20 protein-coding genes, 1 pseudogene and 1 riboswitch are annotated in these 19591 nt (G+C 72.4%); of the genes and pseudogenes, 5 read left to right on the top strand and 16 right to left on the bottom strand.

Annotated elements, in window-relative coordinates:
• Positions 1-68: 68 nt before the first annotated feature.
• The 5 genes from AB0P24_RS25070 to AB0P24_RS25090 all read right to left on the bottom strand — a co-directional run bounded on the left by AB0P24_RS25070 (position 69) and on the right by AB0P24_RS25090 (position 4685).
• Positions 69-1262: a glycine C-acetyltransferase gene (locus tag AB0P24_RS25070; RefSeq protein WP_365797742.1), complete on the bottom strand. Its 1194-nt coding sequence runs from the start codon at positions 1260-1262 to the stop codon at positions 69-71.
• Positions 1263-1281: 19 nt separating this feature from the next.
• A complete protein-coding gene (gene tdh, locus AB0P24_RS25075) occupies positions 1282-2310 on the bottom strand; it encodes an L-threonine 3-dehydrogenase (RefSeq protein ID WP_362754743.1) in 1029 nt (342 codons plus the stop codon).
• Positions 2311-2488: 178 nt separating this feature from the next.
• On the bottom strand, positions 2489-2860 hold the full coding sequence (locus AB0P24_RS25080; RefSeq protein ID WP_365797568.1) for a nuclear transport factor 2 family protein: 372 nt from the start codon (positions 2858-2860) through the stop codon (positions 2489-2491).
• A gap of 52 nt (positions 2861-2912) precedes the next feature.
• A complete protein-coding gene (locus tag AB0P24_RS25085) occupies positions 2913-3626 on the bottom strand; it encodes an SDR family oxidoreductase (protein WP_365797570.1) in 714 nt (237 codons plus the stop codon).
• Between the two features lie 129 nt (positions 3627-3755).
• Positions 3756-4685, bottom strand: coding sequence for a LysR family transcriptional regulator (locus tag AB0P24_RS25090; protein ID WP_365797572.1), 930 nt, complete (start codon positions 4683-4685; stop codon positions 3756-3758).
• Between the two features lie 107 nt (positions 4686-4792).
• Between AB0P24_RS25090 and AB0P24_RS25095 the strand changes: the two genes are divergently transcribed.
• A complete protein-coding gene (locus AB0P24_RS25095) occupies positions 4793-5095 on the top strand; it encodes a muconolactone Delta-isomerase family protein (RefSeq protein ID WP_365797574.1) in 303 nt (100 codons plus the stop codon).
• Entirely contained in the window at positions 5092-6300 is a 1209-nt protein-coding gene (locus tag AB0P24_RS25100) for a YbfB/YjiJ family MFS transporter (RefSeq protein ID WP_365797576.1), read from the top strand. Before AB0P24_RS25095 ends, AB0P24_RS25100 begins: the two co-directional genes overlap by 4 nt.
• 232 nt (positions 6301-6532) lie before the next feature.
• Here AB0P24_RS25100 and AB0P24_RS25105 read toward each other — a convergent pair whose 3' ends face one another.
• From AB0P24_RS25105 to AB0P24_RS25135, 7 genes and pseudogenes are all read right to left on the bottom strand, one after another.
• The gene (locus AB0P24_RS25105) at positions 6533-7144 is read right to left on the bottom strand and encodes a TetR/AcrR family transcriptional regulator (protein WP_365797578.1); all 612 of its coding nucleotides are present in this window, start codon (positions 7142-7144) and stop codon (positions 6533-6535) included.
• 57 nt (positions 7145-7201) lie between these two features.
• Positions 7202-7783: a GAF domain-containing protein gene (locus AB0P24_RS25110; protein ID WP_365797580.1), complete on the bottom strand. Its 582-nt coding sequence runs from the start codon at positions 7781-7783 to the stop codon at positions 7202-7204.
• A gap of 61 nt (positions 7784-7844) precedes the next feature.
• Positions 7845-8444, bottom strand: a complete 600-nt coding sequence (locus tag AB0P24_RS25115; RefSeq protein ID WP_365797582.1) for an ATP/GTP-binding protein — start codon at positions 8442-8444, stop codon at positions 7845-7847.
• Positions 8422-8793, bottom strand: a complete 372-nt coding sequence (locus tag AB0P24_RS25120) for a DUF742 domain-containing protein (RefSeq protein ID WP_365797584.1) — start codon at positions 8791-8793, stop codon at positions 8422-8424. The genes AB0P24_RS25115 and AB0P24_RS25120 overlap by 23 nt, the downstream gene beginning before the upstream one ends.
• A 2-nt stretch (positions 8794-8795) precedes the next feature.
• Positions 8796-9230, bottom strand: coding sequence for a roadblock/LC7 domain-containing protein (locus AB0P24_RS25125; RefSeq protein WP_089107225.1), 435 nt, complete (start codon positions 9228-9230; stop codon positions 8796-8798).
• A 728-nt stretch (positions 9231-9958) separates the two neighbouring features.
• Positions 9959-11764 (bottom strand): annotated as a pseudogene (locus AB0P24_RS25130) (ATP-binding protein); the annotation flags it as partial.
• An 894-nt stretch (positions 11765-12658) separates the two neighbouring features.
• Positions 12659-13852 (bottom strand): MBL fold metallo-hydrolase, encoded by a 1194-nt coding sequence (locus AB0P24_RS25135; protein WP_365797587.1) that lies wholly within the window; start codon positions 13850-13852, stop codon positions 12659-12661.
• A gap of 138 nt (positions 13853-13990) precedes the next feature.
• Between AB0P24_RS25135 and AB0P24_RS25140 the strand changes: the two genes are divergently transcribed.
• Complete coding sequence (locus AB0P24_RS25140; protein ID WP_365797589.1) at positions 13991-15169, top strand: Glu/Leu/Phe/Val dehydrogenase dimerization domain-containing protein; 1179 nt, start codon at positions 13991-13993, stop codon at positions 15167-15169.
• Positions 15170-15173: 4 nt separating this feature from the next.
• Here the strand turns inward: AB0P24_RS25140 and AB0P24_RS25145 are convergent, their stop codons facing one another.
• Together AB0P24_RS25145 and AB0P24_RS25150 are read right to left on the bottom strand one after the other, a co-directional pair.
• Positions 15174-15365 carry a hypothetical protein gene (locus AB0P24_RS25145; RefSeq protein ID WP_365797591.1) on the bottom strand — a complete coding sequence of 64 codons (192 nt, stop codon included), beginning with the start codon at positions 15363-15365 and terminating at the stop codon, positions 15174-15176.
• 187 nt (positions 15366-15552) lie between these two features.
• Complete coding sequence (locus AB0P24_RS25150; RefSeq protein ID WP_365797593.1) at positions 15553-16155, bottom strand: XRE family transcriptional regulator; 603 nt, start codon at positions 16153-16155, stop codon at positions 15553-15555.
• Between AB0P24_RS25150 and AB0P24_RS25155 the strand changes: the two genes are divergently transcribed.
• Both AB0P24_RS25155 and AB0P24_RS25160 read left to right on the top strand, forming a co-directional pair.
• Positions 16154-16687 carry an N-acetyltransferase family protein gene (locus tag AB0P24_RS25155; RefSeq protein WP_365797595.1) on the top strand — a complete coding sequence of 178 codons (534 nt, stop codon included), beginning with the start codon at positions 16154-16156 and terminating at the stop codon, positions 16685-16687. The genes AB0P24_RS25150 and AB0P24_RS25155 overlap by 2 nt on opposite strands.
• Positions 16688-16729: 42 nt before the next feature.
• Positions 16730-17332, top strand: coding sequence for a TetR family transcriptional regulator C-terminal domain-containing protein (locus AB0P24_RS25160; RefSeq protein WP_365797597.1), 603 nt, complete (start codon positions 16730-16732; stop codon positions 17330-17332).
• Between the two features lie 35 nt (positions 17333-17367).
• Here AB0P24_RS25160 and AB0P24_RS25165 read toward each other — a convergent pair whose 3' ends face one another.
• Entirely contained in the window at positions 17368-18153 is a 786-nt protein-coding gene (locus AB0P24_RS25165) for an SGNH/GDSL hydrolase family protein (RefSeq protein WP_365797744.1), read from the bottom strand.
• Positions 18154-18402: 249 nt separating this feature from the next.
• Complete coding sequence (locus AB0P24_RS25170) at positions 18403-19386, bottom strand: LysM peptidoglycan-binding domain-containing M23 family metallopeptidase (protein WP_365797599.1); 984 nt, start codon at positions 19384-19386, stop codon at positions 18403-18405.
• Between the two features lie 4 nt (positions 19387-19390).
• Positions 19391-19551, bottom strand: a riboswitch (cyclic di-AMP (ydaO/yuaA leader).
• Positions 19552-19591 lie beyond the last annotated feature (40 nt).

The following is a 19591-nucleotide window of genomic DNA, read 5'->3' on the forward strand; positions in this document are numbered from 1 at the left end:
GGCCGTCGGCCCTGCTCAGCCCGCCGGACCTGCTCGGCCCGCCGGTCCCGCCGAGCCCGCGGTCCCGCTCAGCCGGCCAGCTCCGCCCGGGCCGCGACGAAGGCGTCCACCGCGCGGTCGACGTCGTCCGTGGAGTGGGCCGCGGAGAGCTGGACCCGGATCCGGGCCTGGCCCTGCGGGACCACCGGGTACGAGAAGCCGATCACGTACACGCCGCGCTCCAGCAGCGACTCGGCCATCCGGGCGGCCTCGGCCGCGTCGCCGATCATCACGGGGGCGATGGCGTGGTCGCCGGGGAGGATGTCGAAGCCCTCCTCGGTCATCCGGCGCCGGAACAGGGCGGTGTTCTCGGCGAGGCGGACCCGCAGGTCGTCCGCCGCCTCCAGCAGGTCGAGCACCTTCAGCGAGGCCGACGCGATCACCGGGGCGAGGGTGTTCGAGAAGAGGTAGGGACGGGAGCGCTGGCGGAGCAGGGCGACGATCTCGGCGCGGGCCGCCACGTAGCCGCCGGAGGCGCCGCCGAGGGCCTTGCCGAGGGTGCCGGTGACGATGTCGACGCGGTCCGCCACGCCGTGCAGCTCGGGGGTGCCGCGGCCGGACGGGCCGACGAAGCCGACGGCGTGCGAGTCGTCGACCATGACCATCGCGTCGTAGCGGTCGGCGAGGTCGCAGATCTCGCGCAGCGGCGCCACGTAGCCGTCCATGGAGAACACGCCGTCGGTGACGACCAGCCGGCGCCGGGCGCCCTGTGCCTCCTTCAACTGCTGTTCCAGGTCGGCGAGATCGCGGTTGGCGTAGCGGAGGCGGCGGGCCTTGGAGAGGCGGATGCCGTCGATGATCGAGGCGTGGTTGAGGGCGTCGGAGATCACCGCGTCCTCCTCGCCGAGGAGGGTCTCGAAGACACCGCCGTTGGCGTCGAAGCAGGAGGAGTAGAGGATCGTGTCCTCCTGGCCGAGGAACGCGGACAGGCGTGCCTCCAGTTCCTTGTGGACCTCCTGGGTGCCGCAGATGAAGCGGACGGAGGCCATGCCGTAGCCCCAGCGGTCCAGGGCCTGGTGGGCGGCGGCGATCACCTCGGGGTGGTCGGCGAGGCCCAGGTAGTTGTTGGCGCAGAAGTTGAGGACCTCGCCGGGGCGGCCGCCGGAGGTGACGTCGACGGTCGCGGACTGGGGGCTGCCGATGACGCGCTCGGGCTTGTGCAGGCCGGCGGCACGGATCTCGTCGAGGGTGGCGCGCAGGTCGTCGCGCACGGAGTCGAACATCATCAGTCCTTGGGTGTCGTCAGTGGGTCCAGTCGAGGATGACCTTGCCGCCGCGGCCGCTCGCCGCGTCGGCGAAGGCCGCCTCGAAGTCGCGGTAGCCGTAGCGGCCGGTGATCACGGGTGCGAGGTCGAGACCGCCCTCCAGCAGGACCGACATGGCGTACCAGGTCTCGAACATCTCGCGGCCGTAGATGCCCTTGATGGTGATCATCGAGGTGACGATCCGGGCCCAGTCCACGGGGAACTCCTGTGCGGGCAGGCCGAGCACGGCGATACGGCCGCCGTGTGTCATGTTGGCGATCATGTCGCGCATGGCCTCGGGCCGGCCGGACATCTCCAGGCCGATGTCGAAGCCCTCGCGCAGCCCCAGCTCCCGCTGCCCGTCGGCGATCTCGGCCTGCGACACGTTCAGGGCGAGGCTCACGCCGATCTTGCGGGCGAGTTCGAGCCGCTCCTCGCTGACGTCGGTGATCACGACATGGCGGGCGCCCGCGTGCCGGGCCACGGCGGCGGCCATGAGACCGATCGGTCCCGCCCCGGTGATCAGGACGTCCTCGCCGACCAGCGGGAAGGAGAGCGCGGTGTGCACGGCGTTGCCGAACGGGTCGAAGATCGCGGCCACGTCGAGGTCGACGGGGACCCGGTGCACCCAGACGTTGCCTGCGGGCAGCGCGACGTACTCGGCGAACGCGCCGTCCCGGCCGACGCCGAGGCCGACCGTGGCCCGGCACAGGTGGCGCCGCCCGGCCTGGCAGTTGCGGCACTTGCCGCAGACCAGGTGTCCCTCGCCGCTGACCCGGTCGCCCGCCTTGACGTCGCTGACGTCCCGGCCGGTCGCCACGACCTCGCCGACGAACTCGTGCCCGACCACGAGCGGGGTGCTGATGGCCTGCCGGGCCCAGCCGTCCCACGCCCGGATGTGCAGATCGGTGCCGCAGATGCCGGTCCGCAGGACCTTGATGAGCACGTCACCGGGTCCGACCGCGGGCTCCGGCACGTCCGTGAGCCACAGCCCGGGCTCCGCCTTCTCCTTGACCAGCGCCTTCAACGCTACGGCTCCTGTGCGTGAGGTCCCGGCCGCGGGGACGCCGAGGCGGCCCGCGGCCGGGGAGGGGGGTGGAATCTCACAGCAATCTGCCGCACCCGGGGGCGCCGGTCCATCGAGGATTTCTTAAGCGCCGCCACAGTTGCGCTTCACACCCCCCGCAACGCCCGGCAGGACACGGTCAGTCGAGGCGGGAGACCTGGTAGTGGGCGATGTACCAGTCCTCGCCCGACCGGGTGACGAGGACGGAGAGCTTCACCTCCAGCGGGGGCCGGTCCGTGAACGAGAACTCGACGGCCAGGTAGCCGAGGACGACGCCGTCGGCGTGCCGCCGGGTCTCCAGGACGCGGTACGCCGCCTTCATCCCGAGGGGCTGGGAGTCGTAGTAGGCGGCGACGCCCTGCCGTCCGACGCTGTAGGGGTGCAGTCCCTGGAAGACGGCGTCCTCGGTGAACTGGGCGGCGACGCGTTCGGGTCGGTGCGCGTCGACGGCCTCCTTCCACCGGTCGAGCACCCCGGTCAGGATCGCCGTGTCGTCCGTCGTGCTGGTCATGTCCGCTCCTCTTTCGGGTGCCCTGGTGACGTGCTCGAGTGAGCGCCTGCCGTCAGTGTCCGGCGCTCATGCCGCCGTCGACATGGAGGATCTCGCCGGTGACGAACGGCGCGGTCTCCAGGAAGAGGACCGCGTCGACGATGTCGCTCACTTCGCCCATCCGGCCGACCGGGTGCAGGGCGGCGAGGAACTCGTGGGTCTCGGCCGGGTGCATCGGGGTCTTGATGGTGCCGGGCGACACCGCGTTGACGCGGATGCCCCGGGTGGCGTACTCGATCGCCAGGGACTTCGTCGCGGACTGCAGGCCGCCCTTGGTCAGCGAGGCGAGGACCGAGGGGACCCGGGCGTCCGCGCTGTCGACCAGGCTGGTGGTGACGCTGACGATGTGTCCGCCGCCCTGGGCGAGCAGGTGCGGGAGGGCCTGCTGGGTGAGGTGGAAGAAGCCGGCGACGTTGATGCCGGTCACGGCGGCGTAGTCCGCGGCGGTGTAGTCGGTGAAGGGCTTCGCGACGAAGACGCCGGCGTTGTTGACCACGGTGTCGACACGGCCGAACCGCTCGACGGCGGCGGCCACCACCCGCTCGGCGGTCGCCGGGTCGGCGATGTCGCCCTGGACGGTCAGGACGCCGGCGTCGTCGGTGGGGGCGATGGTGCGGGAGGTGGCGACGACCGCGAAGCCGAGCTTGCGGTAGCCCTCGACGATGGCGGCGCCGATGCCCTGCGACGCACCGCTGACGATCGCGACCTTCTGCTGCTGCGTGCTCATGGTGACCTTCTCTGTAGTGGCTGACCGATGACTAGCCGACCGGTCGACTATTTGGACCGTAGGCCTCTCCGCTCCGGGGCGCCAGGATCGGTTTCCTCCCGGCTGGGAGGCTGTGCCTCCCAGTGCAGCTCAGCCCGGGAGTGCGTACGGGTCGCCGACGGGCAGCCAGGCGTCCGGGGCGTGGATCCCGAAGTCGCCGACGCCGTCGCACAGGGCGTCGACGGCGGCCAGCACACCGGCGCGGTCCTCGTCGGCCCGCCAGACCAGGGACCAGGTCCAGTACACCTTCGGTGCGACGATCTCGCGGCGGACCAGATCGGGCGGGAGCGGGGCGGTCTGGCCCTTGGGCGAGTTGAGGACGGGCCGGGTGCAGCGCCGGACGTGGTCGAAGTAGGCGGGGCCGGTGACGGCGCCGTCGGATATGCGCACCGCGCGGGCGCCGACGGCCTGGGTGAGCTCCTCGGCGTACACGTTCCAGGAGGCCCAGGAGGTGATGTCGTCGTCGATCAGGATGTCGGCGTCCCGGGCCGGCAGGTCGCTCGTGTCGGTGCCCTTCGCGACGGCGTAGAGCCGGTCGGCGCCGACCAGCCGGGCCCGCAGCCCGAGCCGCGCGAGGTCCTCGGTGCGCACCCAGCAGACGGCGAGGTCCAGGCTGCCGTCGGCGACCCGGGCGGCCTGGGTGTGCGAGGGGGCGACCCAGGCGTCCACATGGACCCGGGCCGCGGCGGCCGTCTTCGACACCAGGTCCGGAGGCAGCCAGTTCACGTAACCGAGGCGCACCGACTGCGAACCGGACAGCCGGCCGGCCCGGCGTTCGAGGTCGTCGGCCCGCTCCAGCAGGGCGCGGGTGTGCGGAAGCAGGTCGGCGCCGGCCGGGGTGAGGGAGACCGAGCGGCGGTCCCGGTCGAACAAGCGGACGCCCAGGTCCCGTTCGAGTGCCTTGATCTGCTGGGAGAGCGAGGGGCCGGCGATGAGCAGCCGCTCGGCGGCCCGGCCGAAGTTCAGCTCCTCGGCGACCGCCACGAAGTACCGCAGCTGGCGCAGTTCCACGCGCGTCATGCTACGCGCGCTGGGAGGCTGCGCCTCTCAGCAGCGAGGCCGCCGGTCGTGGCACCGGCGCCGGCGTCGGCGGACGATGGAGGCACCGACGACGAAAGGAGCACGCCGTGCGAGAGTTCCTGGTCGAGATCACCACCACCGTCCCCGAGGGCACGGGCCAGGACGAGGTCGACCGGCGGCGCGCGGCGGAGGTCGTCCGGGCGCGTGAACTGGCCGCGACCGGTCATCTGGCCCGGCTGTGGCGCCCGGTGGGCGAGTTGCGCAGCATCGGCGTCTGGCGCGCCGCCGACGAGGAGGAGCTCCACGAGAAGGTCCTCGGCACCCTGCCGCTGCGCCCCTGGATGACGCTCACCGTCACCCCGCTGGAGTCCCATCCCAACGACCCGGGCCGGGGCGACGGCACCCGATGACCCCCGCCTCCACCGCCTCCTCTCCGTGGACCCATGTCAGCAGGGCGGCCGCCGCACTCGCCGCGGGCATGGGCATCGGGCGTTTCGTCTACACCCCGATCCTCCCGCTGATGCACGCCCAGGCGGGCCTGTCCGCCGCGGCCGGGGCGAACCTGGCCACCGCCAACTACGCCGGCTACCTCGTGGGCGCGCTCGCCGGCACCCTGGCACCCGCGCTGGTCCGGTCGCGCACCGTGCTGCGTGGCTCCCTGCTCCTGCTGGCCGCCACGCTCGCCGCGATGCCCCTCACGCACAGCACGGCGGTGTGGGCCGCGCTGCGGCTGCTGGCCGGAGTGGCGAGCGCCCTGGTCTTCGTGGTCGCCGTCGCCTCCCTGCTGCACCATCTGCGGGACCACCCGGCACACCTGCCCGGGTGGGCCTTCGGCGGGGTGGGCGCCGGAATCGCGCTGTCGGGTCTGCTGGTCCTGGCCCTGCGGTCCGTGGCCGACTGGCGGGCGGCCTGGTGGGCGGCGGCCGCGCTCACCGGGGTGCTGGCCGCGGCCTCTTGGCGGCTGCGGCCCGAGGACGCGCCGGTCGCGACGGGTACCGGCGACCGGCCCGGCGCCCGCGCCCACCGCTGGTTCGGCGCGCTGTTCGTCAGCTACTTCCTGGAGGGCGTCGGCTACATCGTCGCCGGTACCTTCCTGGTCGCGGCGATCGGCCAGGGCTCCCCCGGCTGGCTCGGCAGCGGCGCATGGGTGCTGGTGGGGCTGGCCGCCGTACCCTCCTCGGCGCTGTGGGCCCGGCTCGGGCGCCGCTGGTCCCGGCCCGGTCTGCTGCTCACCGCGCTCACGATCCAGGCGGCCGGCATCGCGCTGCCGGCGCTGACCGGGAGCACGGCCGCCGCCCTTGCCTCGGCCGTACTGTTCGGCGCCACGTTCCTGGGCGTGAGCACCCTCGCCCTGGCCACGGGCGCGCACCTGCGCTTCCCGCGCTCCGTAGCCCTGCTGACCGCCGGATACTCCGTGGGCCAGATCCTCGGACCGACGGTCGTCGCCCCGCTGCTGCGCCACGGCTACCACCAGGCCCTGCTGCTGGCCGCCGTGGTGGTCCTCGCGGCCGCCGTCGCCGCCGCCGTGCTGCGGATCGGCTTCCCGCACCACATGGGCGGCGCCCACACAGTGCGCGTACGACAGCCGCAGCCGGCCGAGGCCACCCGCTCCTAGGCGCTGCGCGGGTGGGATCCGGACGGAGCCAAGCACTGCCCGGTGAGCCGGCGGTGCTCACCTCCTGGCGACGGGTAGATCGACAGGTTCTCGTAGGCGGGTTACGTGGTGACAGCCGTACCTGCGCACCGCTGCGGCGGTACCGCGGGCGAATCGGGCTGTGCGGCTCGTTCGAGTCCCCGACCGCGGGCAAGGAGCCCAAGGATTGTTGACAATTTCGATGATAATCTTGTCAGAACAGCTGTGAGGTCACTGTCATCCCCAGCAGAGCCCGGCAGTTGTGCCAGAGCGGGCTCAGCCGCCCGGCGCTGTTGTACAGCTTGGCGAACATCACCTGGCCCTCCAGCTGCGCCACCACCGCCCGCGCCGCCTCCCGGGTGTCGGTCACGCCCACCTCGCCGCGCTCACGGGCCTCGGCGATGACGGACTCCACCATGTCGACCTGAGCGTCGAAGATCTCCTGCAGCCGCCCGCGGACCGCCTCGGTCTGATTGCTCAGCTCCAGGGCGAGGTTCCCGAACAGACAGCCCGCCACGGTCCCGCAGCCCTGCTGGGCCGCCAGCTGACCGGCCTCGGTCTCCTCGAGCAGCCGCCGTAGCCGGCGCAGCGGCTCCGCGTCACCGGTCAGGGCCCGGGTCCAGTCGCGCTTCTGGGCCGCCCAGTGCTCGTCGACGACCGCGAGCGCGAGGGCCTCCTTGGACTCGAAGAAGTAGTAGAAACTGCCCTTCGGCACCCCGGCGGCCTTGCAGATCTCGGCCACACCGAGCGCCGAGTAGCCGCGCCCTTCGATCAGCGAGCGAGCGGCATCGAGGATCTTCCGCCTGGCGTCACTGGTACGTCCCATGCGGCCAGGATACGGAGATATTAGACCGGTCGGCTAGTGACGGGGCTGTTCCCGTCGTCACAGCAGCGGCAGACCGTCGGCCTCGCGGCGCTCGATACGGGCCACCAGCTCCGCCGCCGACGACTTGATGGTCTCCAGGCCGGGCCGGCCCCAGGGCCGCGGCTCCACGTCGACCACGCACACCGTGCCGAGCGTCGTTCCCGTGCTGTCGATCAGCGGGGCACCCAGATAGGAACGGATCCCGAACTCGTCGACGACCGGATTGCCCGCGAACCGCGGGTAGTCGCAGACGTCCTCCAGGACCAGCGCCTTGCGCCGGACCACCACATGGGGGCAGAAACCATGGTCGCGGGGCAGCTCACGGCCCAGGACCGGGGTGCTGCCGTCGGGCCGCACCACGGGCGGCGCCACGTCCGGCAGGTGCAGACCCGCGAAGAACTGACGGTTCAGGTCGATGAAGTTGACCATGGCGTACGGCGCCCGGGTGACCTCGGCGAGACGGTCCGCGTAGGCGTCGAGGGCGGGGTCCGGGTGTGCGCCCAGGCGCAGTTGGCCGAGGCGCCGGGTGCGCTCGGGTGCCTCCTTGTCCTCGGGCGTGAGCAGCAGCCGACCGGGCGGGCGCGACGGGTCGTACCTCATGCGCGGGCTCCGTCGCGGTGGACGTGGGTCATATACGGGCTCCGTAGGGGGTGTGCGGGATTCACATGTGGGCGCCGTGGCTCGGCGCGGAGACCGGAGCGTGGGCGATGAGATGGCGGACGAGGGTGAGCAGGGTCTGGACACCGGAACTGGAGATCCGGGCGTCGCAGCGGACCACCGGGATCTGAGGGTCGAGGTCGATGGCGGCGCGCACCTCGTCGGGGTCGTAGCGGTAGGAACCGTCGAATTCGTTGATGGCGACGATGAAGCCGAGGCCGCGCTCCTCGAAGAAGTCGACGGCCGCGAAGCAGTCCTCCAGGCGGCGGGTGTCGGCGAGGATGACCGCGCCGAGCGCGCCCTCGGACAGCTCGTCCCACATGAACCAGAACCGCTCCTGTCCGGGCGTGCCGAACAGGTAGAGCACGTGTTCCGGGTCCAGGGTGATGCGGCCGAAGTCCATGGCCACGGTCGTCTCGACCTTGTTCTCGATTCCTTCGAGACTGTCGGTCGCGGCACTGACCGTGGTGAGGAGTTCCTCCGTGGACAGCGGCGCGATCTCGCTGACCGCGCCCACGAAGGTGGTCTTGCCGACCCCGAACCCACCGGCCACCAGGATTTTCAGCGCGGTGGGAAAGGGATCAGAGCTGTCGTCGTAGTCCATCGAGCACTGCCTCCAGGAGGGACCGGTCAGTGGGGTTGTGGTGGAAAACGGGGGGCTTGGTGGTCAGCGCCCCGCAGTCGACGAGGTCGGAGAGCAGCACCTTGGTGACCACGGCGGGCAGTTTGAGGTGCGCGGCGACCTCGGCGACCGAGACGGGGGCACGGCACAGGTCGAGTGCCTGCGCGTGCTCGGGGCCGAGGTAGCCGAGGGGCGTGGACCCGGTCGCCATCACCTGCGACATGAGGTCGAGGGCGATGCTGGGCTCGGTGCGGCCGTTGCTGACCGTGAAAGGGCGCACGAGGCGTCCCGCCGCGTCGTCGAGCCAGGGCCCGTCGCCGGCTGCCGCCACCCTCAAGGCCTCATCGCCGTGGATTCGACGGCGTGCTGCCGGGGCGCGGTGACGAGGTACGGGCGGACGCTCTTGACCAGCATCGCCATCTCGTAGCCGAGGACGGCGGCGTCGGCCTCCCGGCCGGCCAGCACGGCGAGGCAGGTGCCGGAGCCGGCGGTGGTGACGAACAGCAGCGTCGAGTCGAGTTCGACGACGACCTGGCGGACGTCCCCGCCGTCGCCGAACCGGACGCCGGCGCTGCGGCCGAGCGAGTACAGGCCGGAGGCGAGCGCCGCCATGTGGTCGGCGCTGTCCGGGTCCAGGCCGTGGACGGACTTCACCAGCCCGTCGCAGGACAGGAGCACCGCGCTGGTGGTGTGCGGTACGCGCTGCACTAGGCCGCTCATCAGCCAGTCGAGGTCGGATACCTGGGCGGTCGGCGCATCGCTCGCCATGGTGGATCGACTCCTTGGGGTACGAAGGTCTGCGGGAGCTGTGGGGGTGGGGACGGGGACGGTGCTGGTCATCCGGCCGGTGCGCTCCCGTCGGGCCCGGCGGTGAATTCGGAGGTGTGCACCGGGCGCAGGGCCTGGGAGTAGGACTCGGGCCGGGACGCGGACTGGGCGTCAGAGGGTTCCCGCTGTGTCCGGCTCAGGTGGGTGGGGGCGGGGATGGGGGCCAGGTGGTCCATGGCCGGGTGGCCTGTGGTCATGTGGTCGGAGGTCGTGTGATCCGAGGCGATGTGGTCTGAGGCCGTGTGGTCTGAGGCCGTGTGGTCTGAGGCAATGGGGGCGGAGGCTGCGTGGTGTGAGGCCATGTGGTCTGAGGCCATGTGGTCTGGAGACAGAGGGTCCAGCTCCATGGCGTCGGGCGTCATGCGGTCCCGGGTCGACTGGTCCGAGGCCGTGCGATCGGAAGCTGTGCGGTCCGGAGTCAGGTGGCCGGCCTCCCTGAGTGCCGCATCCGCGTGTGCCGCGTCCATGTGCGGAGCCTCCACGTACGGAGCCTCCACGTACGGAGCCTCCATGTGCGTGGCATGGGAGGTGTTGGTCGGCCGGTCGCCGGATCCGTCGCCGGCGGCCACGTCCCCGAACCCCATGTCGGTGAAATGGTCGTGGAGGGATGCGCCAGGTGTCCCGCCCACAGGCTCGGCGGCGGTCGGCTCCGTCTGGGTGGCTTCCAGGTGCTGCTGGGCCTCGGCGAGGCCGATGCCGCGCTGGAAGGCGGCCATCAGACCGGGGTCGTGTCCGGCCGGGGACTCGTTGTCCTGGCGTGGTGCCGGGCCGCCGCGGAGCTGCGGAACGATGTGCTCCTGGGCGCGGCGGCGCGGCAGTTGGGGTTTGCCCATGGTGCCGCGCACAGCGCCGACGCGCGGTACGGGCACGCTGCCCTCGTGCCCGGCGACCGTGGGACGGTCCTCGGGCCGGATGCCGGGCAACGCCTCGGCGGGGTTGGGGCGCATCTCCTGGGCGCCGCGCACCGGCAGCGGCGCGGGCGCGTCCCCGGGCTGCGCGTGCCGGCGCCGACCGCCGGCGCCGGCCGTGGCGGGACCTTGCTGCTGCCCGGGCCGTCGGCCGTCGGGCGGACCGCCCGTGGCGGCCCGGTTGCCAGCCCCCGCGTCCGGTCCGGGGGCGCCGCCGCGGACGCCTTCCGGCGCCCCGGTGCCGCCGGAGGGGAGTACTCCCCGAGCTCCGGGCAAACCACCCGGCGCCCCCGGCGCACCGCCCCAGTTCGCCGTGTCGCGTGGCTGCGGTACGGCACCGGGAGCCCCGGGTGCGCCCGGTGCCGTGCCCAGCAGATCCTGCGGGACGACGAGAACGGCCTGGACGCCGCCGTAGATGTTGGTCTGCAGGCGGACGTTGATGCCGTGTCTGCGGGCGAGCTGGGAGACGACGAAGAGGCCGATGCGGCCGTCGGCCAGCAGGCTGGCGACGTTGACCTGGTCGGGGTCGGCGAGCAGGGCGTTCATCTTGGACTGCTCGCCGACCGGCATGCCGAGTCCGCGGTCCTCGACCTCGACCGCGAGGCCGGAGGTGACGAGGTTGGCACGCAGCAGCACCTGGGTGTGCGGGGCGGAGAACACCGTGGCGTTCTCGACGAGTTCGGCGAGGAGGTGGATGACGTCGGCGACGGCGTGCCCGCGCAGTTCCCCGTCGATCGGCGGGACGAGTCTGACCCGGGAGTACTGCTCGACCTCGGCGATGGCGGAGCGCAGCACCTCGGTCATGGAGACGGGGTTGCTCCACTGCCGCCGGGAGACGGCGCCGCCGAGGACGGCGAGGTTCTCGGCGTGCCGCCGGATCCGGGTGGCGAGGTGGTCGACGTGGAAGAGGCCCTTGAGGAGGTCCGGGTCCTCGATCTCGTTCTCCAGTTCGTCGAGGATCGAGATTTCCCGGTGCACGAGGGACTGGAGGCGCCGCGCCAGGTTGACGAAGACCTCCAGCTTCTGTTCGCTGCCCGCCTGGCTGGAGAGCTGGGCCGCCTGCACGACGGCGGTGACGGCGCCGTCGTACAGGCGGGACAGGTCGGCGGCGAGCAGCTCGAAGTCGTCCGCGTCCTCGGGCGGTCCGCCGCGCGGCTTGCGCGGGGGCGGGGTCTCGCCGCGGCGCAGCGCGTCGACGAGGGCCGGCAGATCGGCCTCGCCGCGGGCGGCGTTGCGCCGCAGGATGCCGACGCGGTCACTGACCGAGCGGGCGGCGCGGCCCGCGGCCACGGCGGCGATCACGATGCCCGCGGCCGTCACCGAGACCGCTCCGGTGAGCACGGCCAGCAGGGTGAGGCTGGGCCGGGCGCCGCTGGAGCGGATGGTGAACAGGACGGCCGCGCAGCCGCTGAGCGCCACCGCGACGGGCGGCAGGACCGCCAGACGCATGAGCTGAGGCCGTATGTGGGTCTCGGGCAGCGCGGGAACGGGTCGGGCGACCGGCCGTCCGTGCCGACCGCCCTCACGGCGGTCGGCACGGGCGGCCGGTGCACGGAGGTGAGACATCTGCGTCCTCGTACTGGTCCGTCGGGCCTGGTTTCTCGCGCGGGTCGCCCGAGTCGGGCATGCGCCATCGCGGTGCCGGCCGAGGGGACCGCAAGAGAATTCGGCCCCGCGCCGCCCGACGGACACTCACAGTAGTCGCCACGGCATCATGAGTGGTGGGCAGTTGACAAAGTCCCCCGGAGATGGTCCCGCTCTGGTATGAGCCGTCGCACGAAGGATCGATAACCCCCTCGGCAACCCGCCCTCGATCAGTCACCGACCGATCCGACCTGCTCAGAAACGGTCGGACACAAAAGGCGCCGAAGACATGAACCGGGGTCCCCATCACCCCGGTCCCACTCCCCACCGCTCGGTCCGCACGCCCTCGGTCGGCTCGCCAGGAGAGCTGACAGGGCCTTCCGTGCCCCGCACCCCCCAGGGCATCACTCACAGTGACTTCTCTGGCCTCGGCTGTTCGTCGCCGGCGCGCAGCACCCGGAAGGGCCGGGAGCGGCAGGGGCGGCGGCGAGGAAGCCGCTGAATTCGAACGTGAACCGCGGGGCGGCGGGCGCGCGGGGGTGCGGGCGAGGGCACTGCCGAGTCATTCGCCGTACGGCGGGTAGCGCCGGTCCGTCAGGCAGGAGGAGCCGCATCAGGCCGCGGACCAGGCGAGCGGCCTCGACGGCCGAGCCCAGCGTGCCGGGACCGGGCGCACGGCCTCGGTGCAGAAGCGCCGGAAAAGCTCAACTCCCGGCAAAAAAAGCGGAACTTGACATATGTGCATAACGAACGACGATGCCCCTGCCCAGGCCGTGCAGGGGCATGCGCGCCGCTTTCACGCCATCGCCACGTCGGTGACGGCGTCACAGGCCTTTCGTACGCGGTCCTCGCCTCGACGGGTCACCGGCCCGCCGGTCACCGTTCGCCCGCGAGGTCGAGGTCGAGGTCCCCCTGCCCCGGCGCGCCCTCCGGCCGCTTCTCGCGGTGCCACGGCCGGGCGATCGGCGCCGAGACCGTACGCCACCATGGGTCCGCGGGCAGTTTCCCGGACGGCTCGAACGGCTCACCGGGACGCGGCAGCGCGACCGTCTGGCCCGCCTCGTCGCCCGCGTCCTTGGTCCACTCCCCCGGCTCGGCCCAGGCGTGCGGCGCGAGGTTGAAGGTGCCCCAGTGGATCGGCAGCAGCACACCGTGCGGCTGTCCGCCCTGGAGGTCGAGGTGGGCGCGCACGCCCTCCTGAGGCGTCATGTGTATGTCGGGCCAGTACTCGCTGTACGCGCCGATCTGGATCATCGTCACGTCGAAGGGCCCGTGGTCGGCGCCGATGTCCCTGAAGCCGTCGAAGTACCCGGTGTCACCGCTGTGGTAGATCCGGTGCTCCTCGCCGGTGACGGCCCATGACGCCCAGAGGGTGTGCTGGGTGTTGCGCAGCCCGCGGCCGCAGAAGTGGCGGGCGGGGGTGGCCGTCAGAGTGAGTCCGTCGATCTTGGTCTCCTCGTGCCAGTCCAGCTCGCGCAGCCGGCCGGCGGGCACGCCCCACTGTTCGAGGTGGGCGCCGACGCCGAGCGGCACGGCGAACACGGTGTCCGTGCCGGCCAGCGCCGTGATGGTGGGCAGGTCGAGGTGGTCGTAGTGGTCGTGCGAGATGACCACGACGTCGACCGGGCCGAGCGCGGCGAGCGGCAGGGGCACCGGGTGCAGCCGCTTGGGGCCGACGAACGGGAACGGAGAGCACCGCTCGCCCCAGACGGGGTCGAACAGGACCCGGTGTCCGTCGATCTCGGCGAGGACGCTGGAGTGGCCCATCCACGTCACCCGCAGGCCGGTGGCGGCGGGCCGGGAGAGGTCGGCGACGGTGGTGGGATGCACCGGGACGGTGCCCCGGGGAGCTCTGCGGGCGCGCTGCTCCTTCTCGAAGTAGGTCTTCGCGAACTCCAGCATCGAGCCCGAGGGCCGCATCCGGGTGGTGCCGCCGGGGTTCTGGAAGACACCGTCCTTGAAGTGCGGGGAGCCCTGGATGCGGGCCAGGCGTTCGCCGCCGGGGTCCGCGCCGAAGGCAGCGGGCCGCAGCACGCGGAGCCCGGAGCTCAGGGAACGCAAACCGGTCACGGTACCTCCAGAGGTGTCGCCGAGGTCCCCATTATGGTCGGCCCATTGGACAGTCGGCGTTGACACCGCACCATCCGCCTCCCAATACTGACCCACTGTTCAGTAACACCTTCTGCGCGAAGCTCCCGAGGAACCCCCGTGACCGCTCCCCTGATGTCCCTCGTCTGGGCCGACCACGTCACCGGCCGCCAGGGCTTCCTGGTCGTCGACCGGCTGGTGCGGGGCGTGGCCAGCGGCGGTCTGCGGATGCGGCCGGGCTGCACCCTGGAGGAGGTGACCGGGCTCGCGCGCGGAATGACGATGAAGGAGGCCCTGCACTACAACCCCGAGGGCCGCTACATCCCGCTGGGCGGCGCCAAGGGCGGCATCGACTGCGATCCGCAGGACCCCGGGGCGTACGCCCTGCTGGTCCGCTATCTGCGCGCCATGCGGCCGTACGTGGAGAGTTTCTGGACCACCGGCGAGGACCTGGGGCTCACCCAGGACCTGGTGGACCGGGCGGCCGCCGAGGCGGGACTGGTCTCCTCGATCCAGGCCGTGTATCCGCTGCTGGACGACGAGGCGGCGGCCCGCCGGCGGCTCGCGGACGCCTTCGCCGTCGAGGTCGACGGGATCGGCCTGGACGAGCTGGCCGGCGGCTGCGGGGTCGCCGAGTCGGCGCTGACGGCCCTGGACCGGGCCGGGGTGCCGTACCAGGGGACGCGGGTCGCCGTGCAGGGCCTCGGCACCATGGGCGGGGCCACGGCGCGGTTCCTCGCCCGCGCGGGGCTGACCGTCGTGGCGGTCGCCGACATCAAGGGGACGATCGCCAACCCGGCGGGACTGGACGTCGAGGCGCTGCTGTGTGCGCGGGACGCGTACGGCACCGTCGACCGCGCGGTGCTGCGCCCCGGTGACATGGAACTGCCCGGTGACGCCTGGCTGTCCACCGACGCCCAGGTGCTGGTGCCGGCGGCGGTGTCGTACGTCGTCGACGCCGCCAACGAGCACCTGGTCACCGCCCGCTGGATCGTGGAGGCGGCCAACATGCCGGTGCTGCCCGAGGCGGAGGAGCGGCTCACCGCGCGCGGGGTGACCGTGCTGCCGGACGTGGTCGTGAACTCGGGTACCAACGCCTGGTGGTGGTGGACCCTCTTCGGCGACATCGGCCCCGACCCGGACGAGGCGTTCGCCCACACCCGCCGGTCGATGCGGGCCCTGGTGGAGTTGACGCTGAACCGCGCGGAGTCCGACGGCACGAGCCCACGCGCCGCGGCCCACGCCCTGGTGACCGACCGGCTGCCGGTGATCGCGGAGCGGTTCGGCTGGTACCGGTGACGGATCAGCGGCGCCCGAGAGCGGCGGCGAGAAGCAACACGCCCAGGGCCGTGAGGCTGGCGCCCTGCCGGCCGATGGCCTCCAGGAGGAGTGCGGCGACGGCCGTGCCGAGGGCGCCGATCGTGAAGTACCCCACCATGTGGACACTGCTGAGGCTGCCCGAGCGGGCGGGGTCGAGCGCGATGACGCGGCTCATGGTGGCGTGGTAGCCATGGGGGTGTGCGGCCGTTGCCGGAGGAGGAGGGTGGCGGCGGTGAGCGCGCCGAGCAGCGCGAGGGCGGCACGTCCAGGTCGGTGGCGACCGCGGCGAGCGCGGGCTGCACGGCGTAGTTGTCACCTGTCGCGGCCGGCAGGAGCGTGCCGCCGCGGGGCGGCGGGCCGGCTCACGGCTGGGTGTCGCGGGTGAGGACGACGGCGTAACGGCACTCGGAGCCGGTGGTGTTGGCGAAGACGCGCTCGGCCGGCGCGCCGAGTTCGATGGTGTCGCCGGCCTCGAGTTCGTGGACCGTGTCGCCGTCGTGGAAGGTGAGGCGGCCGTCGAGGACCCAGACGAGCTGCCGTACGAAGGCGAAGGCCGCGGCCGGGTAGGGCACCCGGGCTCCGGCGGGCAGCCGGATCTCGGCGATCTCCGCCGGGAAGCGCGGGCCCGTGATCTGGCGGCGCCGGTAGCCGGTGCCGGGATCGCGCCATTCGGCGGCGTCGGCGCCGCGCCGCACGCCCGGCACGTCCGCCTCGGACTCCCGCGCGCCCTCGGCGAGGGCCAGCAGCGAGGCGACGCTGAGCTGGAAGGCGGCGGACAGCTTGCCGAGCACGACCGCGGTGGGGCTGCTCTCGCCGCGTTCGATCCGGCTGATCATCGCCGAGGAGACACCTGAGGCGTCCGCGAGCTGCGCCAGCGTCCAGCGGCGGCGCTCCCGCTCGATGCGGACACGCGCGGCGATCTGCCGCACCAGGGGGTCCGCCAAGGGTTCTACTATGTTGGACATGAATCCAATATACGAGAGAAGCCTGGTGACGGTACGCCGGGCCCGTCCCGGCGACGAGGAGGCCGTCCGGGCGATCCGCAATCACGCGATCGGGCACTCGACGGCCCTGTGGACCGAGACCCCGCAGTCCCCCGCCGAGGGCGCAGCCTGGTTCGCCGCCCACCTGGAGCGCGGGTCGGCACTCGTGGCCGAGACGGCCGAGACGGCCGAAGCGCCGGGCGAGGTGGCCGGGTTCGCGGTCTACGGCCCGTGGCGCGCGCTGGACGGCTACCGGCACACGGTGGAGGACTCCGTCTACGTCCGCGAGGGCAGGTACGGGCTCGGCATCGGCTCCGCACTGCTGGGCCCCCTCATCGCCTCGGCGCGCGCGGCCGGCCACCATGTGATGATCGCCGGCATCGAGGCGCAGAACGCCGCGTCGATCCGGCTGCACGACCGGTTCGGCTTCGAGCACGTGGGCACGGTCCGGGAGGCGGGCACCAAGTTCGGGCGCCGGCTGGACCTCACGCTCATGCGGCTGCCGCTGGCCTGAGACGGCAACGCGGGCGGCGGGTGGACCGATTAGGGTGACCGCGTGGCGAGAGTGCGGTTGAGCGTGGCCGAGCGGCGGGAGGAACTGCTGCGGGCCGCCATCGGGCAGATCGAGGCGCGGGGCGTGTCGGCGGTGCGGATCGCCGATGTGGCCTCGGCCCTCGGGGTGAGCAACGCACTGGTGCTGTACCACTTCTCGACGAAGGAGAAGCTGGTCGCCGCCGCCTTCACCTACGCCGCCGAGGACGACCTGGCGCATCTGCGCAAACTGCTGGGCCGCCGTACGTCGGCGTTGCGCCGGCTGCGGGCGGCGGTGCGCTGGTACGCGCCGACGGGGCAGGCGAAGGGCTGGCGGCTGTGGATCGAGGGCTGGGCGGCGGCGCTGCGGGAACCGGCGCTGCGGGACGTCACCAAAGGCCTCGATCGGCAGTGGAAGGCGGCGATCGCCGAGGTCATCGCCGAAGGGGTGGCGGCCGGTGAGTTCCGGTGCCCCGACCCCGCGGCGGCGGCGCTGCGGCTGACCGCGCTGCTCGACGGGCTCGCCGTCCAGTTGACGTCGTACCCGGGTTCCGTGCCCCGCGCCCGGGCGCAGGAGTGGGCGGACGAGGCGCTGGCGCGCGAACTGGGCCTGCCCGGGCAGCAGTAAGGGGCGGCCCGCGATGAGGCCACCCCTTGCACGCCTCAGGCCACGGAAGCGATCCGCATCTTGATGTCGTCCGGGGAGAGCGCCCCCTTGGCCGTCACGTGATCGCCGGAGGACTCGCCGCGCAGCCGGCGACCGATCCAGGGGACCAGGTACTCGCGGGCCCAGTGCACGTCGTCGCGGCGGACCTCCAGGGTGCCGCGGGGCGGCAGCGGCGGCCACGGCTGGTCCGGGTCGGCCGGTACCTCGACGCCGAGCACCTGGCCGGCGCGCAGCGCGACGCGCGTGTGCCCCTCGGGCGAGAGGTGCAGGCGGTCGCCGTCCCAGGCCCGGCGGTCCTGCACGGTCTTCAGGGACCACAGGTCCAGGACCGGGCAGCCGTAGCGGTCGGCGATGGCCCGGACGTGCCCGTTGTACGTGGCGATCTTGCCGCGCAGATGCTTGAGGACGGGCACGCCCCGGGTGTCGAATCCGGTGGTCACCAATACGGTGCCGATGGCCTCGGTCAGCTGGGCCACGGCCCGCTCGAACCGCTCGGCCACCTCGTCGGGGTCGGTGCCGGGGCGGATGATGTCGTTGCCGCCCGCACAGAAGGAGACCAGGTCCGGGGCGAGTGCCAGGGCCTGCGGCACCTGGTCCGCCACGATCTGGTCGAGCAGCTTCCCGCGTACGGCGAGGTTGGTGTACTCGAAGTCGCCCTCGGGGCGCCGGTCCGACAGCAGTACCGCGAACCGGTCGGCCCAGCCGACGAACGCCCCGTCGGGGCCGGGGTCGCCGACGCCCTCGGTGAAGCTGTCCCCCACCGCCACGTACGACCCGATCACTGATGCCTTGTCACTCTTCGAATCGTCTGCCACGTCGGACCATGATTCACCTTCGGTTGTGACCTACGCGACCGTAATAAGGGGTTGACGTTCGGTGAGATAAGACACTTTTAAATACTTTGCCAAGCCTGGAATAAGGCTCTGACCAGCAGCGTTGACGTGTCGATCGCCAGAGCCGGAAGTCAGGTCCCAGACAGGTCTCCGGTGTGTGCCGCAGCAGGCTGCGCGTCAGACCGGCGGGGCGCCGGGTCAGCCGACGGCGAGACCCTTCGAGCGGAGGTAGGCGACCGGGTCCACGTCCGAGCCGTAGTCGGGGGTGGTGCGGATCTCGAAGTGGAGGTGCGGTCCGGTGACGTTGCCGGTCGCGCCGGAGAGGCCGATCTGCCGGCCCGCGGTCACGGTCTGGCCGACCGAGACGGAGAGGGCGGAGAGGTGGCCGTACTGCGCGTAGTAGCCGTCGGCGAGCCGGATGACGACCTGGTTGCCGTAGGCGCCGCCCCAGCCCGCCGTGACGACCGTGCCCGTGCCGACGGCCTTGACCGGGGTGCCGGTGGGGACGACGAAGTCGACGCCCGTGTGGTGGCCGCTGGACCACATGCCGCCGGCGACGTGGTAGCCGGTGCCGAGGGTGGCACCGGTGACCGGGAGAGTGAAGCCGGCGGCGGTCGCCGCCGAACCGCCCGAGGAGGAAGCCGAGGACGGGGAGGAGGAAAGCGAGGACGGGGAGGAGGAAGGCGAGGGCGAGGAGGAAGGCGCGGAGGGCGAAGGCGAGAACGACGACTGCGAGTTCGACCGCCCCTCGGAGCGGAAGCCGAACTCCTCGGTGTCCGTCGTCGCGGCGTGCCGGCCGCCGAGCGTGAGCCTGAGGCCGGGGTGGATCAGCGAGGGGTTGTCACCGACGGCCTGCCGGTTGTCGGCGTAGAGCCGGGGCCAGCCACCGCGGAGGTGCTGCTCGCGGGCGATCTTCGAAAGACAGTCACCGGGCACCACCGTGTAGACGCGGTGCACGGAATTCTGCGCGGCCGTCTTCCGCACCGCGGTCTTCTCGACCGTCGAAAGCGACTGTGTGGCCTTTTCGGAAACGGACTCGGAAACGGACTGCGGGGTGGCCGCGTGGGCGCCCGTGGCCCCCATGAGCGGCAGGGCCAGCGCGGCGCCACCGGTTCCGGCGACGGCCATCGAACGGGTGAGACGCTGGGTCTTGGGGCGGCGGTGCTTACCCTTCGCGGGCATGGCGCATTCCTCTCCGGCGCCTGCGAGGTGAGCTGTCGGGTTCGGGCTGGAGCTGCCCGGCCACGCACCATGGCGTGACTGCACCCCGAGCCGTCCCGGGAACCGGAACAGGCTGTCTTACCTGGTGGGTCCCCCGCTCCTGCCGGGCACGGGTGAGTGTGTGTGGGGACTCCGGGCGGCGGCAGGATTCGGCGTTCCGCCCGGA

It is taken from the genome of Streptomyces sp. NPDC086519 (assembly GCF_040686075.1).
Classification (GTDB): domain Bacteria; phylum Actinomycetota; class Actinomycetes; order Streptomycetales; family Streptomycetaceae; genus Streptomyces; species Streptomyces shenzhenensis.